At 73.2% G+C, this 16,179-nt stretch carries 14 protein-coding genes; 8 read left to right on the forward strand and 6 right to left on the reverse strand.

Annotated elements, in window-relative coordinates; all coding sequences use genetic code 11:
- Positions 1–93 precede the first annotated feature (93 nt).
- The 3 genes from rsgA to FHR36_RS02995 form a co-directional block, all read right to left on the reverse strand.
- On the reverse strand, positions 94–1,149 hold the full coding sequence (gene rsgA, locus FHR36_RS02985; RefSeq protein WP_253793499.1) for a ribosome small subunit-dependent GTPase A: 1,056 nt from the start codon (positions 1,147–1,149) through the stop codon (positions 94–96).
- 16 nt (positions 1,150–1,165) lie between these two features.
- Positions 1,166–2,485, reverse strand: a complete 1,320-nt coding sequence (gene aroA / locus FHR36_RS02990; RefSeq protein WP_253793501.1) for a 3-phosphoshikimate 1-carboxyvinyltransferase — start codon at positions 2,483–2,485, stop codon at positions 1,166–1,168.
- Between the two features lie 138 nt (positions 2,486–2,623).
- Positions 2,624–3,331, reverse strand: coding sequence for a M50 family metallopeptidase (locus tag FHR36_RS02995; protein ID WP_253793503.1), 708 nt, complete (start codon positions 3,329–3,331; stop codon positions 2,624–2,626).
- A gap of 134 nt (positions 3,332–3,465) precedes the next feature.
- On the opposite strand from FHR36_RS02995, the gene FHR36_RS03000 reads away from it, so the two are divergent.
- The 8 genes from FHR36_RS03000 (at position 3,466) to def (ending at position 11,113) form a co-directional block, all read left to right on the forward strand.
- On the forward strand, positions 3,466–4,218 hold the full coding sequence (locus tag FHR36_RS03000; protein ID WP_253793505.1) for an SOS response-associated peptidase: 753 nt from the start codon (positions 3,466–3,468) through the stop codon (positions 4,216–4,218).
- A gap of 37 nt (positions 4,219–4,255) precedes the next feature.
- Complete coding sequence (locus FHR36_RS03005) at positions 4,256–4,888, forward strand: alpha/beta hydrolase family protein (RefSeq protein ID WP_253793507.1); 633 nt, start codon at positions 4,256–4,258, stop codon at positions 4,886–4,888.
- Between the two features lie 256 nt (positions 4,889–5,144).
- On the forward strand, positions 5,145–5,891 hold the full coding sequence (locus FHR36_RS03010) for a sigma-70 family RNA polymerase sigma factor (RefSeq protein ID WP_407660780.1): 747 nt from the start codon (positions 5,145–5,147) through the stop codon (positions 5,889–5,891).
- Entirely contained in the window at positions 5,888–6,235 is a 348-nt protein-coding gene (rsrA, locus tag FHR36_RS03015) for a mycothiol system anti-sigma-R factor (protein WP_253793509.1), read from the forward strand. The genes FHR36_RS03010 and rsrA overlap by 4 nt, the downstream gene beginning before the upstream one ends.
- Before the next feature lie 254 nt (positions 6,236–6,489).
- Complete coding sequence (locus FHR36_RS03020; RefSeq protein ID WP_253793511.1) at positions 6,490–7,905, forward strand: HD-GYP domain-containing protein; 1,416 nt, start codon at positions 6,490–6,492, stop codon at positions 7,903–7,905.
- On the forward strand, positions 7,902–9,329 hold the full coding sequence (locus tag FHR36_RS03025; RefSeq protein ID WP_253793513.1) for an HD-GYP domain-containing protein: 1,428 nt from the start codon (positions 7,902–7,904) through the stop codon (positions 9,327–9,329). Before FHR36_RS03020 ends, FHR36_RS03025 begins: the two co-directional genes overlap by 4 nt.
- A gap of 93 nt (positions 9,330–9,422) precedes the next feature.
- Entirely contained in the window at positions 9,423–10,412 is a 990-nt protein-coding gene (locus FHR36_RS03030) for a tetratricopeptide repeat protein (RefSeq protein ID WP_253793514.1), read from the forward strand.
- 59 nt (positions 10,413–10,471) lie between these two features.
- Entirely contained in the window at positions 10,472–11,113 is a 642-nt protein-coding gene (gene def / locus FHR36_RS03035) for a peptide deformylase (RefSeq protein ID WP_253793515.1), read from the forward strand.
- Positions 11,114–11,212: 99 nt separating this feature from the next.
- On the opposite strand, the gene FHR36_RS03040 is transcribed toward def, so the two are convergent.
- The 3 genes from FHR36_RS03040 to FHR36_RS03050 all read right to left on the reverse strand — a co-directional run bounded on the left by FHR36_RS03040 (position 11,213) and on the right by FHR36_RS03050 (position 16,173).
- Entirely contained in the window at positions 11,213–12,565 is a 1,353-nt protein-coding gene (locus tag FHR36_RS03040) for a VanZ family protein (RefSeq protein ID WP_253793516.1), read from the reverse strand.
- 186 nt (positions 12,566–12,751) lie between these two features.
- Positions 12,752–13,765, reverse strand: a complete 1,014-nt coding sequence (locus tag FHR36_RS03045; protein WP_253793517.1) for a ribonucleotide-diphosphate reductase subunit beta — start codon at positions 13,763–13,765, stop codon at positions 12,752–12,754.
- A complete protein-coding gene (locus tag FHR36_RS03050; protein ID WP_253793518.1) occupies positions 13,765–16,173 on the reverse strand; it encodes a ribonucleoside-diphosphate reductase subunit alpha in 2,409 nt (802 codons plus the stop codon). The genes FHR36_RS03045 and FHR36_RS03050 overlap by 1 nt, the downstream gene beginning before the upstream one ends.
- Positions 16,174–16,179 lie beyond the last annotated feature (6 nt).

Here is a 16,179-nt window from a genome sequence, read left to right on the forward strand (position 1 = left end):
GGATCCGACACCTGCGACACGAGCCGCTCGGCGGGCCCAGGACGCCCCCGCCGTCGGCCCGGGGCGCCCGCCGGGCCGACGGCGGGGTCGGTCTCAGTCGCCCTCGCCGCCCTCGCGGGTGGAGAGCAGACGGCGCAGCGAGTAGAGCCGGGCCTGGTCGGCGTGGCCGTCGGCGACCCAGGCGTCCAGGGCGCAGTCCGGCTCGTCGTGGCTGCACGCGCGCGGGCACTCGGCGGTGCCGGGCTCCAGGTCGGGGAAGGCGAGGATGACCCGGGACGGGTCGATGTGCGACAGCCCGAAGGAGCGGAAGCCCGGGGTGTCGATCACCCAGCCCGGGTCCAGCGCCTTCTTCGAACCGGGCTTGGCCCCCGGCGGCGGGGGCAGCCGCAGCGCCAGCGCCGAGACGGTGGTGTGCCGGCCGCGCCCGGTGACCGCGTTGACCCGGCCGGTGCTCCGCTGCCGCTCCGGCACCAGCGCGTTGACCAGGGTGGTCTTGCCGACGCCGGAGTGCCCGATGAAGACGGTGGAACGGCCGCGCAGGTGCTCGCGGACGGCCTCCGCGCCGCTGCTCTCCAGTTCGTCCGACCGGGTCACCACGTAGCGGATGCCGAGCGGGGCGTACGACTCCAGCAGCGTCTCCGGCGAGGCCAGGTCCGACTTGGTGAGCACCAGCAGCGGCTCCATGCCGGCGTCGTACGCCGCCACCAGGCAGCGGTCGATCAGCCGGGGCCGCGGCTCGGGGTTGGCCAGGGCGGTGACGATGGCCATCTGCTCGGCGTTGGCGACCACGATCCGCTCGAACGGGTCGTCGTCGTCCGCGGTCCGCCGCAGCACGGAGGAGCGCTCACCGACCCGGACGATCCGGGCCAGGGTGTCCGGCTCGCCCGAGAGGTCGCCGACCACGCTGACGGTGTCGCCGACCACCACGCCCTTGCGGCCGAGCTCGCGGGACTTCATCGCGACGATCTCGCGCTCCTGCTTGGTGCCCCCGTCGACCAGGCAGGTCAGCCGGCCCCGGTCCACGGTGAGGATCATCGCCTCGGCAGCGTCCTCGTGCTTGGGCCTGATCCGGGTCCGCGGCCGGGAACCCCGGCGTTGCGGGCGGTTGCGGATGTCGTCCTCGTCGGCGTCCTTGCCGTAGCGGCGCATGCTCCTCCTCTCCCCGTCAGCGCTGACCGAGGAGGTCTGCCCACATCTGCGGGAAGTCCGGCAGGGTCTTGGCCGTGGTGGCCACGTTCTCCACCAGGACGCCGTCGACCGCCAGACCGATCACCGCCGCGGCGGTGGCCAGCCGGTGGTCCTCGTAGGTGTGGAAGACGCCGCCGTGCAGCGGGCGCGGGCGGATCCGCAGGCCGTCCTCGGTCTCGGTGACGTCGCCGCCCAGGTCGTTGATCTCCTTGGCGAGCGCGGCGAGCCGGTCGGTCTCGTGCAGGCGCAGGTGGGCGATGCCGTACAGGTGCGACTCGGAGTCGGCCAGCGCGGCCACCGCGGCGATCACCGGGGTGAGCTCGCCGACGTCGTGCAGGTCGACCTCGATGCCGTGAATCTTGCCGGTGCCGGTGAACTCCAGGCCCTCGTCGCCGAAGCGGCAGGTGCCGCCCATCTGCGTGTAGATCTCGCGCAGCTGGTCGCCCGGCTGGTAGGTGTGCTTCGGCCAGTCCCGGACGGTCACCCGGCCGCCGGTGACCAGCGCGGCGGCGAAGAACGGCGCGGCGTTGGAGAGGTCCGGCTCGACCACCAGGTCGCGGCCGATCAGCGCCCCGGGGGTGACCCGCCAGACGTCCTTCTCACCGCCGTCCTCGGGGGCGTCGACCTGGCCGCCCGCCTTGCGGATCATGTCCACGGTCATCCGGATGTGCGGCAGCGAGGGCACGGTCTCGCCGACGTTGCGGATCTCCACGCCGTTGTTGAACCGGGCGCCGGAGAGCAGCAGGGCGGAGATGAACTGGGAGGAGGACGAGGCGTCCACCTCGACCGGGCCGCCGTCCAGCGCGCCGGTGCCGTGCACGGTGAGCGGGAAGCCGCCGCGGCCGCCGTCGTCGATCCGCGCGCCGAGGGCGCGCAGCGCGTCGATCACGCCGTGCTGGGGGCGCTCGTAGCTGCGGGGGTCGCCGTCGAAGTGGATCGCGCCGTCGGCGAGCGCGGCGACCGGCGGCAGGAAGCGCATCACGGTGCCGGCGTTGCCCACGTCCACCTGGGCCGGGCCGTGCAGCTGGGCGGCCGGGATGACCCGCCACGCCTCGCCGCCGCCGGTGCCGCCGCTGGCCTCGTTGACCGTCTCCTCGATGCTCACGCCGAGCGCCCGCAGGCCGTCCGCCATCAGCTGGGAGTCGCGGCTGCGCAGCGGTCGGCGGACCCAGCCCGGGCCGTCGGCCAGCGCCGCCAGCACCAGCGCTCGGTTGGTCGCCGACTTGGAGCCGGGGATGGTCACGGTCGCGTCCACGGCGGCGGTGGCGACGGGAGCGGGCCACAGGGTCTCGGTCATGCACCCAGTCTATGGGCGCGAGGGGGCCGGGCCGGGAGCGGCGGGCAGGCCCTGTCACATGGCCCTGTCGCAGGGAGCGCGCACCCGGCGCGAGCCGTCGGCGAGCGCCGCCGCCGGATTGGTGGGCCGGGGCCGACGCTACTGGTGGTGCATCAGCCAGCTGCCGCCGGCCAGCAGGCAGGCCAGCGAGACCACCAGGAACAGCGCCACCCAGAGCAGTCCGCCGACCCCGGTGAGCCGGGCCAGCTGGTCGGCGTCCGAGTCGCGTGCCCCGCCCCGCCGCCGCTTGGCCTGCAGTTCCATCACCGGCCGGACCCCGGCCACCAGCAGGAACCACACCCCCAGGTAGGCGAAGGCGGCCTGCAGCTCGGTCGAGCCGTACCAGGAGATCGCCAGGAACGCGCCGCCGGTGACCAGCACCGACACCACGCCGAAGGCGTTGCGGATCATCAGCAGCATCCCGGCCAGCAGCACGATGCAGATCCACAGCAGCGCGGTGATCCGCCCCGACGCCAGCAGCGCCGCCCCGCCCAGGCCCAGCAGCGACGGCGCGGTGTAGCCCGCCGCGGCCGTCAGCACCATGCCGGGACCGGTCGGCGGCCCGGAGGACAGGGTCAGTCCGGAGGTGTCCGAGTGCAGCCGGATCCCGGAGAGCCGGCGGCGGGTGAGCACCGCGACCAGGCCGTGGCCGCCCTCGTGCGCGATCGTCACCACGTTCCGGCTGAGCCGCCACACCGGCCGGATCGCCACCGCCAGCAGCGCCACCGCCGCCGCGCCCAGCACCAGCCACTGCGGTGGCGCCGGCTGGGCGTCGACCAGCCTGTGCCACACCTCAGCGATGTCCATCCTGCTTCTCGCCTCGCCCTCGGGGTCGCTGCCGAACGGGCAGCCTCCCATGAGGGGACGGCCGGGCGGTAGCGGGAGGTTCTCCTGATGAGATGAGGAACTTCTGAACGGGACGCCGTGGCAAGCTGATCGGCATGTGCGGTCGCTTCGTCTCCACCACCCGGCCCGAGGACCTGGTCGACCACTTCGGCATCCAGCAGTGGGACCCGACCGAGACGCTCGCCCCCAGCTGGAACGTCGCCCCGACCGAGTCGGCGTTCGCGGTGCTGGACCGGGCGCCGAAGGGGGAGCGGGAGCCGGTCCGTCAGCTGCGGGTGCTGCGCTGGGGGCTGGTGCCCGCCTGGTCGAGGTCGGCCGACACCGCGGTCAAGATGATCAACGCCCGGGCGGACACCGTCCACGAGAAGCCCGCCTACCGCCAGGCCTTCGCCTCCCGGCGCTGCCTGCTCCCGGTCGACGGCTACTACGAGTGGCAGACCCTCCCGGCCGAGGGCAGGGGCAGACCCCGCAAGCAGCCGTACTTCGTCAGCCGGGTCGACGGCGCGCCGCTCGCCCTCGCCGGGCTGTACGAGTTCTGGCGCGACCGCGCGCTGCCCCCCGACCACCCCGACGCCTGGCTGGTCACCTGCACCGTCGTCACCACCGACGCCGAGCCGATGCTCGCCCCGATCCACGAGCGGATGCCCCTCTTCCTCGACCCCTCCCGCTTCGACGCCTGGCTCGACCCGGCGCTCGACGAGCCCGAGGAGGTACGCCGCCTGCTGGTCCCGCCCGCCCCCGGCGAACTCCGCGCCCACCCGGTCGGCGCCGCCGTGGGCAACATCCGCAACAACGGCCCGGAACTCGTCCGCGAGCTCAACGACGAGGACCGGACGACCCTTTTCTAGTCGCGGCAGGCGTTTTGAGGGGGGTTAACCTCATCAGATGGAGAAGATCGTCCCGACCCCCGTCGGGGACTCCCGGCTCACGCACTTCCCCGCGAAGCGCCCCAAGGCCCTGCTGGTGCTGGGCCACGGCGCCGGCGGCGGGGTGGAGGCACCGGACCTGCAGGCGCTGGCGGCCGGGCTGCCGGCCCGCGGTGTGACGGTGGTGCTGGCCGAGCAGCCGTGGCGGGTGGCGGGCAAGCGGCTGGCGCCGGCCCCGAAGACGCTGGACGTCGGCTGGCTCCCGGTGATGGCAGAGGTGGCCGCGGCCGGGCTGCCGGTGTTCGCGGGCGGCCGCAGTGCCGGCGCCCGGGTGGCGTGCCGGACCGGCCGGGCGACCGGGGCGGCGGGCGTGGTGGCGCTGGCGTTCCCGCTGCACCCGCCGGGCAAGCCGGAGAAGAGCCGGGCCGAGGAGCTGCTGGAGTCCGGGGTGCCGACGCTGGTGGTCCAGGGCGGGGCGGACACGTTCGGAACGCCGGAGGAGTTCCCGGCGCTGCCGGAGGGCCACCGGCTGGTGCCGGTCCCGTACGGCTCGCACGGTTTCAAGATCCCCAAGCGGGCCCCGGTGGACGAGGCGGAGAGCCTGCAACTGATCGTTTCGGCCGTCGGGGACTGGATCCTCGGTGTGACCTGACAGATACCGGCGGACCGGGAATGTACCGGGCGCTCACGCGGTTGACTCCAACCGTCAGCACAGAGTCCCAGAGTCCCGGTGAAAGGCAGCGCACATGGGTTCGATCGCTTGCCCCGAGCGGCCGGAGGAGCGCGCGGCGGCGACGTCGCTCGTGCCCGACTGGTCGGACTGGGTTGCCGCAGGCGAGAAGCCGGTGGCCCCGATATCCTCGCTTTCGGGCGGGCCCACGGTGGGCCGTGCCCGCGATGCCGAGGAGGTGGGTCCGGTCGTCGGGACCGAGGACGAGGCCGTGTCGGACGCCGGAGGCTCCGACGAGGGCCTGCCGGCGGGCGAGGCGCTCACCGGTGACGAGCTGGCCGAGGCGATCGGTGAGGACACCTTCCGGGTGTCCGCGGACGAGAGCGAGGAGACCCGGCGGGAGCGCTTCGAGCGCGACGCGCTGGTCTACCTGGATCCGATGTACTCCGCGGCGCTGCGCATGACGCGCAACCCGGCCGACGCGGAGGACCTGCTCCAGGAGGCGTTCGCCAAGGCGTACGCGTCCTTCCACCAGTTCCGTGAGGGCACCAACCTCAAGGCCTGGCTGTACCGCATCCTCACCAACACCTTCATCAACTCGTACCGCAAGAAGCAGCGGGAGCCCCAGCGCACGGCGGCCGAGGAGATCGAGGACTGGCAGCTGGCCCGCGCCGAGTCGCACATGTCGACCGGTCTGCGCTCGGCCGAGGCCCAGGCGCTCGACCACCTGCCGGACAGTGACGTGAAGGACGCCCTGCAGGCGATCCCGGAGGAATTCCGGATCGCGGTCTATCTCGCGGATGTCGAGGGCTTTGCGTACAAGGAGATCGCGGACATCATGGGTACACCCATCGGTACGGTGATGTCCCGACTGCACCGGGGTCGCCGCCAGTTGCGCGGCATGCTGGAGGATTACGCCCGTGAGCGCGGGCTCGTTCCGGCGGGCAGCGGTGCAGGGCAGGAAGCGAAGGGCGCGCGCTCATGAGCTGCGGCGATCCGCACGAGACCGAGTGTGGCGAGGTGCTCGACCACCTCTATGAATTCCTCGACAACGAGATGGCCGAGGGCGACTGCGCCAAGCTGCGCGTGCACTTCGAGGAGTGCTCGCCCTGCCTGGAGAAGTACGGCCTGGAGCAGGCGATCAAGGCGTTGATCAAGCGCTCCTGCGGCTGCGACGACACCCCCGTGGACCTGCGGACCAAGGTGCTGGCCCGGATCGACTCGATCCGCACGAAGCAGCGGTCCGGCGAGGTGGTCGAGGCCACCGAGGTCACCGTCTCGGTGGAGGAGTCGGCTGGTCACGGCGCCGCGGTGGCGACCGCCGAGTAGTCCGGCGCACAGGGCTGTGGGGAGCCCCGGGGCGCGCGCCCCGGGGCTCCCGTGCGTCGACGACCGTCCGTGAACGCCCCGTCGTCACTCGATCGGGTGAGGTGTCGCTGCGCCGAGTGCGGCAATCCGCGATCGTGCGGCCGTGCCGCCGGGCCGGGCCCTATCCTCCTGACGGGCCCTCACCTCCGACGGCCCGGACGCGGGGCGGGGAGGTCGACATCGCCAGCGAACGCGAGGGCTCGGCCCTGTCGGCCATGGCGCTCGGCTACGTCGCCGTGGTGCTGTTCGCCGCGCTCGGCTGCCTGGCGCCGCTCGCCTACGGCGGGCACACCGGTGGCGACGGCGAACCGCTCGACTGGCCCCGGATCGCCCTGCTCGCCGTCCTCCACCTCTGCCTGGAATCGCTCGCCCAGGGCCGGCCCACCCCCTGCGCCCGGCTCTGGCGCCGCCTTCGCGGCCGACCCGTCGCCGACGCCCCCGAGCCACCCGCTCCACGCGGCAGCAGCTTCTTCCCGGTGCTGTTCGCCGGCGTGCTGATGCTGCCGCCCACCGGGGCGGCGCTGGTTGCGGTGCCCGGCGCGCTGGTCGGCCACAGCGCGGCTCCGCGCACCCTGCGCCGCGTGTGGAACGCGGCCCAGCTCGCCCTGGCGGCCTACACCGCCTCCGGGGTGTTCCGGCTGGCCGGCGGCGAGCGGCTGCTGCTCGGCGCGCGCTTCCCCGGCGCGGCGCTCGCCGTCCTGGCCGCCGTCCTGGCGTTCTGCCTGGTCAACGGCGTGCTGGTGGCGGCGATGCGGCGGCTGGTGGGCTGCCCGCGGACGGCCGAGCGGCTGCTCCCGCCGGTGCTGCCCGCGCTGCTGCACGGCGTCGGCGGGCTGATGATCGCCGTGCTCTGGCACGGACCGTACGGCGCCTTCGCCGCGGTGATCGGCCTGCTGCCGCTCACCATCTCGGCCTGGACCTCCGCCCAGGGCCACCGCGAGCAGTCCGCCCACCGGGCGACCGTCCAGGCCCTGGTCCAGGCGGTGGAGATCAAGGACGCGTACACCCGCGGGCACAGCGAACGGGTCGGCCGGGCCTCGGTGCTGATCGCCCGCCAGCTGGGCATGGGCGAGCAGCGGATCCGCACCCTGCACTTCGCCGGCACCCTGCACGACGTGGGCAAACTCGCCGTCGCCACCGAACTGCTGCGACGCAACGGGCCGCTCACCGACGCCGAGCGGCGGGCCGTCGAGGTGCACCCGGTGTTCGGCCACGAGCTGGTCCGCGACCTGGCCTTCCTCGGCGAGGCGCGGGATGGCATCCTGCACCACCACGAGCGGCTGGACGGCCGCGGCTACCCGCACGGCCTCGCCGGGGAACGGATCCCCGAATTCGCCCGGATCATCTCCGTCGCCGACGCCTTCGACTCGATGACCTCCACCCGCTCCTACCGCCGCGGCCGGCCGGTCGAGGAGGCCGTCGCCGAGCTGGAACGGTGCGCGGGCAGCCAGTTCGACCCGGTCATGGTGGACGCGCTGGTCGCCGCCGTCGCCGAACACGGCTGGCAGCCCGAGCCCGCCCCGCCCGGCGGCTGGGACGGCGAGGTGCCCGACATCCCGCTCGGCGTCCCGGAGCCCGCCCGGCCGCTGCCCGCGCCGGGCCGGGCCCTGTCCCGCGGAGGACCGACGTGACCAGGCGGCCGGGCCCTGAGCGGGGTGCGGTCGGTGCGGCGCGGGGTGCCGGGGGTGCCGGGGGTGCGGCCGGGGCCGCCACGGCGGTGCGCGGGGCGGCGGCCGCACTGCTCGGCGTGGCGGTCGGGCACCTGGCGACCGACGGGCCGGCCCAACCCGCGGTGGCGCTCGCCTTCGGCGGACTGGTCGCGCTCGGCGAGTGCGTCCGGGTCACCCTGCCGGGCGACCGCGAACACGCACCGATCGGCACCGCGGCGGCGCTGGCGTACGCGCTGCTCGGGCCGCTGCGCGGGCTGCCCACCGCGCACGGCGTGCTGCAGGTGGTGGCCGTGGCCGGGGCGGGGACGCTGATCGGCGCGGCCGGTGCGGCGGCGTTCCGCGGCGTGCGGGGCCGGGTGACGACGAAAGGGAAGGCGTCCGACTGCGGCCGTCGGCCGCGGGGGGTTCCCCGCGCCATCGGCCCGCTGGCCGCCGGTTCCGGCTACGACCGGGGCGCGCAGCGGGTGCTGACCGTGGGCTTCGCCGCCGTGCTGTTCCAGCCGCTGTACAACAGCGGGGCGCTCGACCGGCTGCCGCTGGCCGGTCCGGCGTACGGGCTGTTCCTGGCCGCGGTGGCCGCACTGGCCGGGCTCTGGGACGCCGTCCTGGCGGCGGTGCTGGAGCGGTCCAGGAGCGGCCTGCGGTTCGCCGCGGCGCTGGAGGACCAGCTGCGCTCGCTGCTGTCCATCGGCACGGCGATCGTCGCCACCGGCCTGCTGCTCAGCCTGCTCGCCGGGGAGGTCGGGCTGTGGGCGCTGCCGCTGTTCTGCGTGCCGCTGCTGCTCGCCCAGACCTCCTTCCGGCGGGCGGCGGCGGTCCGGGCCACCACCGGGCAGACCATCGAGACCCTGGCCCGGGCCACCGAAGTGGCCGGCTACACCACCCCGGGCCACGCCCGCCGGGTCGCCGACACCGCCTGCGCGCTCGGCCGCGAGCTGGGCCTGGGCAGCCGGGACCTCGCCCTGCTGGAGTACGCCGCGCTGATGCACGACATCGGGCAGCTCTCGCTGGTCGAGCCGGTGCCAGGCGGCGCCACCGCCCTGCTGCCCGACGCCGAACAGCAGCGGATCGCCCGCCTGGGCAGCGAGGTGATCCGGCGCACCGGCGTCCCCCGGCAGGTCTGGCAGCAGGTCGCACGGCTGGCCGACCCCTGCCGGCTCGCCGACGGCCGGCCGGACGCCAGCCTGCCGCTGGCCGCCCGGATCATCCGGGTCGCCAACGCCCACGACGACCTGCTCACCGCCGCCCGCCGGCACGGCCTGCCCGACCCCAGCGGACGCCTGGACGTCCTGCAGCGGCTCCGGCTGGACCGCGGCGGCTCCTACGATCCGGTCGTCCTGGACGCCCTGGCCCGAATGGGCCGCCGCGGCCGCGGGGCGGACTGAACGGCTGTGCGGGGAGCGCGGCCGGTGGGTGGCGTGGTTGGATGCGGTCGAGGGGGGAACACCACCCGGTGACCACGACGGCAGGGACGGAACGTGAGGATCTTCCATCGCGCGCGGCACCGGCCGTCTGCCACCTGGCGGCAGACGACCGACCGAGCCTTCACACTGATCGGCGACGGGCGGTACGAGGACGCCGGGGCGCTGCTGGTGATGGCCGCGGACCTGGAGCCCTGGCTGTCCGACTCCTGGTTCAACCTGGCCCTGCTGCACAAGTTCCGCCGCGACTGGGAGCAGGCCCGCAGCGCCGGCCTGCGCGCCGTCGCCCTGCTCGACCGCCAGCACGGCGCCCCGGACTGGTGGAACCTCGGCATCACCGCCACCGCCCTGCAGGACTGGCCGCTGGCCCGCCGCGCCTGGCAGGCGTACGGCCTGCGGCTGCCCGGCCTCCAGGGTGCGACCGGCGACGGCCCGATCGAGCTGGACCTGGGCACCACCCCGGTCCGGCTCTCCCCGGACGGCGAGTCCGAGGTGGTGTGGGGCAGACGGCTGGACCCGGCCCGGATCGAGGTGCTCTCCATCCCGCTCCCCTCCTCCGGCCGCCGCTGGGGCGAGGTGGTGCTGCACGACGGCGCCCCGCACGGTGAACGGGTCGCCGACGGGGTGGCGTACCCCGTCTTCGACGAGATCGAACTCTGGGCGCCCTCGCCGGTCCCCACCTGGGTGGTGCTGCTCCAGGCCGCCACCGCGGGCGACCGCGACGCGCTGGAGCGGCTGGTCTCCGACGCCGGCTACGCCGCCGAGGACTGGACCTCCTCGGTCCGGCTGCTGTGCCGGGCCTGCTCCGAGAGCCGGATGGCGATCGACGACGGCCACACCGCCCACCACGACCCGCATGACGACGGCGACCCGCTGCACCCCGGGCACCTCAGCCACCTCAGCCAGGGCAGCGCCGGGATGTCCTGGCTGGTCGAACGCGAGTGCGGGATCGCCGCCCCGGCCTCCCTGGTGCGCACCCTGCTGGACCGCTGGGTCACCGCTTCGCCCGCCACCCGCGCCTATCGCGATCTCGAAGAGGTCTGCTGAACCGCCCCGTACCCTGGACCGGTACATCCCGGTAGATCCAGACGGAGCGGAACGCAGCGATGGCCGACCAGCACGAGCACGACCACCACGATCACGATCACGACCACGAGCACGGCGAGACCGAGGTCCAGAAGGTGGTCGGCGAGGAGCCGGACCTCACCCGGGGCACCGCGCGCCCGATCACCGTGGTCGGCAACCCGGTGCTGCACCGCGAGACGCAGACCGTGACCGCCTTCGACGACGAACTCGCGTCCCTGATCGACGACATGTTCCAGTCGATGTACGCGGCCGAGGGTGTGGGCCTGGCGGCCAACCAGATCGGCGTCGACCGCAAGGTGTTCGTCTACGACTGCCCGGACGACGAGGGCGTGCGCCACGTCGGCCACGTCGTCAACCCGGTGCTGGAGGAGCTCCCGGCCGGCCGCCGCGTCCTGGACGACTCCCAGGAGGGCTGCCTCTCCGTCCCCACCGCCTACAAGGAGCTGGCCCGCCCCGACTTCGCCGCGGTCACCGGCCAGGACAAGCACGGCAACCCGATCCGGGTCGAGGGCACCGGCTTCTTCGCCCGCTGCCTCCAGCACGAGACCGACCACCTGTACGGCTTCCTCTACATCGACAAGCTGTCCAAGCGCGACCGCAAGGACGCCCTCCGACAGATGGCCGACGGCACCCCCAAGTACGCCACCGTGCCCAACGACTGACGGTCAGCCAGGTAGTCGGGTGACTCTCGGCGGGGTGGGCCCGGGGCTCCCCTGCCGGGAGCGGCACCGGCTGGGCCGACCGGCCGGACGATGAACCGGTCACGGGCGGGAGGGGGCGAGGTCCTGACCGACCGCCGGGCCGGTGACGAGGGCCCCGGTCATCGCGTCGACCGTGACGGCCAGCAGCCCGCCGTGCTGCTCGCCCGCCGCGCCCGGGCCGCCGGTGGGCTGCGGGGTCGGCCGGGTCATCCCCACCAGCCAGCGGACGTGCCACTCCCCGCGCTCGTCGCTCTGGGCGAGGAGCTCCGCTGTGGTGACGTCGAAACCGGGGTGCGAGGTGCGGGCCACCGCGCGGGCCGCCTCCTCGGGCACCGTGGCCCTGGGCAGGGCCGGCGGCTCGACGTGCCGGGCGGAGAACGAACTCACCCGACCGCTCCCGGTCACGAAGACGTCCAGGCGCATCGGCATCAGAACCCCGTCGACGCGCGACCGCCACTGGACGATCTTGGCGCCACCGGCGTTCGGCTGGGCGTCCACGCGGGTGTAGCTGCCCACCAGGGCCCAGGGGAAGTGGGACTTCGCGAACTCGCCTGCCACCGCCACCGCCGCCGAGTCCGACAGATCTCCCGGTGCCTGTTCGGGCAGCGGACCGACCAGGCCGGAGGACGCCTCGCCGCTCGGCCACGACAGGGTGAGGCTTCCCGCGCCACCCGTGACGTTCACGGTTCCGGGCCGGCTGTGGGACCCGCCGAGGAACTGGACCGAGGTGGCCCGCACCGACGGACCGAAGAACTCGCCGTAGGCCCGGTTCGCCGCAGCGCGCTGGTCCGGTCCTGCTGCCGTGCTCTCCGCGACATCGGCGGGGACGACCGTGGTGGCCGACGCCACGACCGCCGAGACCAGCGCCAGCCCGGCGGCGAGGGTGATCCCCCCGAGCATCAGCTCGCGCCGGCTGGGCAGCCCGCCGTTCGCCGTCTTCCGGCGGGTCCAGAGGTATGCGGCGCCGCAACCGGCCACTGCACCCAGGCTGTTGGTGAGGAGGTCCGAGGAATCGCAGCTCCGGCCGATTCCGGGCGTGACGGCCTGGATCGTCTCGGTCGCCGCGGAGAGCAGGACCAGGCAGACCGCCACCGAGAACGGTCGGCGGATCAGCAGCGACGCGAACAGGGCCACCGGAACATACAGCGCGACATTCATGAGCCCCTGGGTGGAGAGCGCTGCCGCGAGCAGATTCCGCTGGACCGAGCAGATCAGCGGGGCCGGACTGCCCGGATGGATCGGGTAGAGGGTCGCGGTGAGTACCACGGCCAGGGCGCTGCCGCCGAGACCGGCCGGCAGCCGCGGCGCCGAACGCCGCCACGCCACACCCGCCGGGACGGCGGCGCCGACCACCACCGCGATCGCGAGCGCCCACAGGAGCCCGCCGTTTCGATGGAATATTGCTTCCAGCATCGCCAGTCGACACCCGGGGTCTCGAAGTGTTTCACGGGACGAATTTACGTTCCTGACAGGTAGTCACCAATGCATCGTAGAAGGCGCTCCGGCCCTGTGTGCGTCGATCGGCTTCCGCATGGGCACAGCGAAGCCCCCGCTGCGGCCGGGGCCGCAGCGGGGGCTTCGGGGTGGTGTCGGGCGGGATCAGAAGTCGTCGTCGAAGGAGACCGAGCCCTCGACGGCGACCTGGTAGGCGGAGACCCGGCGCTCGAAGAAGTTGGTCAGCTCCTGGACGTTCTGCAGCTCCATGAAACCGAAGGGGTTGGTGGAGCCGTAGCGGATCGGCAGGCCGAGGCGGGCCAGGCGCTGGTCGGCGACGGCCTCCAGGTACTGGCGCATGGACGCGGTGTTCATGCCGGGCAGGCCGTCGCCGCAGAGGTCCTGGGCGAACTGGAGCTCGGCCTCGACGGCCTCCTCCAGCATCTCGGTGACCTGCTTGGCCATCTCGTCGTCGAAGAGGTCGGGCTCCTCCTCGCGGACGGTGTCGACCACGGACATGGCGAAGTCCATGTGCATGGACTCGTCGCGGAACACCCAGTTGGTGCCGGTCGCCAGGCCGTGCAGCAGGCCGCGGCTGCGGAACCAGTACACGTAGGCGAAGGCGCCGTAGAAGAACAGGCCCTCGACGCAGGCCGCGAAGCAGATCAGGTTGAGGAGGAACGCGCGGCGGTCCTCCTTGGTCTGCAGCGAGTCGATGTGGTCGACCGCGTTCATGTACTTGAAGCAGAACTGCGCCTTCTGGTGGATGGAGGGGATGTTCTCCACCGCCGCGAAGGCCGCGTTGCGGTCGTCCGGGTCGGGCAGGTAGGTGTCCAGCAGCGTCAGGTAGAACTGGACGTGCACGGCCTCCTCGAACAGCTGGCGCGACAGGTACAGCCGCGCCTCCGGGGAGTTGATGTGCTTGTAGAGGCTCAGCACCACGTTGTTGGCGACGATCGAGTCACCGGTGGCGAAGAAGGCGACCAGCCGGCCGATCATGTGCCGCTCGCCCTCGCTCAGCTTGGCGAGGTCGGCGACGTCGGAGTGCAGGTCCACCTCCTCGACGGTCCAGGTGTTCTTGATGGCGTCCCGGTACCGGTCGTAGAACGACGGGTAGCGCATCGGGCGCAGGGTCAGCTCGAAGCCGGGGTCGAGCAGCATCTTGCGGTCGTCGGACATTACTGGCAGGCCTCGCAGGACTCGGGGTTCTCCAGGGAGCAGGCGATGGCGTCCTGCTCCTCCTGGCTCATGGTCGGGGCGGGCACCGGGACGGCGGCGCGGGCGGTGCCGGAGGCGGCCTGGGCGATCCGGGTGGCCGGGCGCGAACGCAGGTAGTAGGTGGTCTTCAGACCGACCTTCCAGGCGTAGGCGTACATCGAGCTGAGCTTGCCGATGGTGGGCGCCGCCATGAACAGGTTCAGCGACTGGCTCTGGTCGATGTAGGGCATCCGGGCGGCGGCCAGGTCGATCAGCGCGCGCTGCGGCAGCTCCCAGGCCGTGCGGTACAGCGAACGGACCTCCTGCGGCAGCCAGTTCAGCTCCTGGACGGAGCCGTTGGCGTCGCGCAGGGCGTCCCGGGTCTGCTGGTCCCAGACGCCGAGCTCCTTGAGCTCGCGGACCAGGTACGGGTTGACCTGGAGGAACTCGCCGGAGAGGGTCTCGCGCTTGAAGAGGTTGGAGACCTGCGGCTCGATGCACTCGTAGACGCCGGCGATGGACGCGATGGTCGCGGTCGGCGCGATGGCCAGCAGCAGCGAGTTGCGCAGGCCGGTGGTGGCGATCCGGGCGCGCAGCGCGTCCCAGCGGCCGGTCCACTGCGGGGTGGCCGAACCGAAGTGGTCGATGTGCAGCTCGCCGCGGGCGGCGCGGGTCTCGCCGTACGCCTCGTGGCGGCCGAACTCCTCGGCCAGGTCGGCGGAGCGCTCGTACGCGGTGAGCATGATGCGCTCGGCGATCAGGGTGGAGAGGGTCTTCGCCTCGGCGGAGTCGAAGTCGATCCGCAGCTGGAAGAAGACGTCCTGCAGGCCCATCACGCCCAGGCCGACCGGGCGCCAGCGGGAGTTGGAGTTCCCGGCCTCGGTGGTCGGGTAGAAGTTGATGTCGATGACCCGGTCCAGGAAGGTCACGGCGGTGCGCACGGTGGCGTCGAGCCGGTCCCAGTCCATGGCGCTCATGAGGTCGGCGGCGGACGCGCCCGCGGCGACGTGGGCGCCGAGGTTGACCGAGCCGAGGTTGCAGACCGCGGTCTCGGAGTCGTCGGTGACCTCGAGGATCTCGGTGCACAGGTTGGAGGAGTGCACGGTGCGGCCGGGCAGGGCGGTCTGGTTGGCGGCCCGGTTGGAGGCGTCCTTGAAGGTCATCCAGCCGTTGCCGGTCTGCGCCAGGGTGCGCATCATCCGGGCGTACAGGGTCTGCGCCGGGATGGTGCGGACGGCCTTGCCGGCCTGCTCGGCCTTGAGGTACGCCTCGTCGAAGTCGGCGCCCCACAGGTCGACCAGCTCGGGGACGTCGGCCGGGGAGAACAGCGACCAGTCCTGGTTGGCGTTGACCCGACGCATGAACTCGTCCGGGATCCAGTGCGCCAGGTTGAGGTTGTGGGTCCGGCGGGCCTCCTCGCCGGTGTTGTCGCGGAGCTCCAGGAACTCCTCGATGTCGGCGTGCCAGGTCTCCAGGTAGACGCAGGCCGCGCCCTTGCGGCGGCCGCCCTGGTTGACGGCGGCGACCGAGGAGTCGAGGGTGCGCAGGAACGGCACGATGCCGTTGGACTTGCCGTTGGTGCCGCGGATCAGCGAGCCGCGCGAGCGGATCCGGGAGTAGGACAGGCCGATGCCGCCGGCGTGCTTGGACAGCCGGGCGATCTGCGCGTAGCGGTTGTAGATCGAGTCCAGGTTGTCCAGTGGGGAGTCCAGCAGGTAGCAGCTGGACATCTGCGGGTGCTTGGTGCCGGAGTTGAACAGCGTCGGGGAGCTGGTCAGGTACTCCAGGCGGCTCATCAGGGTGTAGAGCTCGGCCACCTCGGCGACCGACTGCGCGCTGTCGCCGACCGCCAGGCCCGCCGCCACGCGGAGCAGGAAGTGCTGCGGGGTCTCGACCACCTTGCGGGTGATCGGGTGGCGCAGCAGGTAGCGGGACTGCACGGTGCGCAGGCCGAAGTACTCGAAGCGGTCGTCGCCCTGCTGGTCGATCAGCGCGTCGAAGGCGTCCGCGTGCTTGGCCACGAAGGCGGCGGTGGTGTCGCCGATCAGGCCCTCGGTGTGGCCGACGGCGATCGAGGCGGAGAAGGAGACCGCGCCCTGGGAGACCGCCTCGTCCCGGATCTCCAGGGCGAGCAGGCGGGCCGCGAGCTTCGAGTACTGGGGGTCCTCGGCGATCATCGACGCGGCGGCCTCCACGGCCAGCCCGCGCAGCTCGGCGAAGTCCGAGCCGGCGTGGCGGCCGCGCAGCGCGGCGGCGGCGACGTGGCCGGGGTCCACCTGGGGGAGGTCGGTGCTGCGGTCGGTGAGCAGCCGAAGCAGCGCCGCACCGGGGTCGGTGAAGGCGTCGGCAGATCCCTGGGCGGGCAGGGTGACTGAGGCAGCGACGGTCAAGGCGCA

The sequence above is a fragment of the Kitasatospora cinereorecta genome, assembly GCF_024172095.1.
In the GTDB taxonomy this organism is placed as follows: domain Bacteria; phylum Actinomycetota; class Actinomycetes; order Streptomycetales; family Streptomycetaceae; genus Kitasatospora; species Kitasatospora cinereorecta.

What these genes read in the sequence shown, in the direction of transcription:
- rsgA (WP_253793499.1), bottom strand. Translation starts at nt 1,149, where the DNA reads ATGCGCCGCTACGGCAAGGACGCCGACGAGGACGACATCCGCAACCGC.
- aroA (WP_253793501.1), bottom strand. Translation starts at nt 2,485, where the DNA reads ATGACCGAGACCCTGTGGCCCGCTCCCGTCGCCACCGCCGCCGTGGAC.
- FHR36_RS02995 (WP_253793503.1), bottom strand. Translation starts at nt 3,331, where the DNA reads ATGGACATCGCTGAGGTGTGGCACAGGCTGGTCGACGCCCAGCCGGCG.
- FHR36_RS03000 (WP_253793505.1), top strand. Translation starts at nt 3,466, where the DNA reads ATGTGCGGTCGCTTCGTCTCCACCACCCGGCCCGAGGACCTGGTCGAC.
- FHR36_RS03005 (WP_253793507.1), top strand. Translation starts at nt 4,256, where the DNA reads ATGGAGAAGATCGTCCCGACCCCCGTCGGGGACTCCCGGCTCACGCAC.
- rsrA (WP_253793509.1), top strand. Translation starts at nt 5,888, where the DNA reads ATGAGCTGCGGCGATCCGCACGAGACCGAGTGTGGCGAGGTGCTCGAC.
- FHR36_RS03020 (WP_253793511.1), top strand. Translation starts at nt 6,490, where the DNA reads ATGGCGCTCGGCTACGTCGCCGTGGTGCTGTTCGCCGCGCTCGGCTGC.
- def (WP_253793515.1), top strand. Translation starts at nt 10,472, where the DNA reads ATGGCCGACCAGCACGAGCACGACCACCACGATCACGATCACGACCAC.
- FHR36_RS03040 (WP_253793516.1), bottom strand. Translation starts at nt 12,565, where the DNA reads ATGCTGGAAGCAATATTCCATCGAAACGGCGGGCTCCTGTGGGCGCTC.
- FHR36_RS03045 (WP_253793517.1), bottom strand. Translation starts at nt 13,765, where the DNA reads ATGTCCGACGACCGCAAGATGCTGCTCGACCCCGGCTTCGAGCTGACC.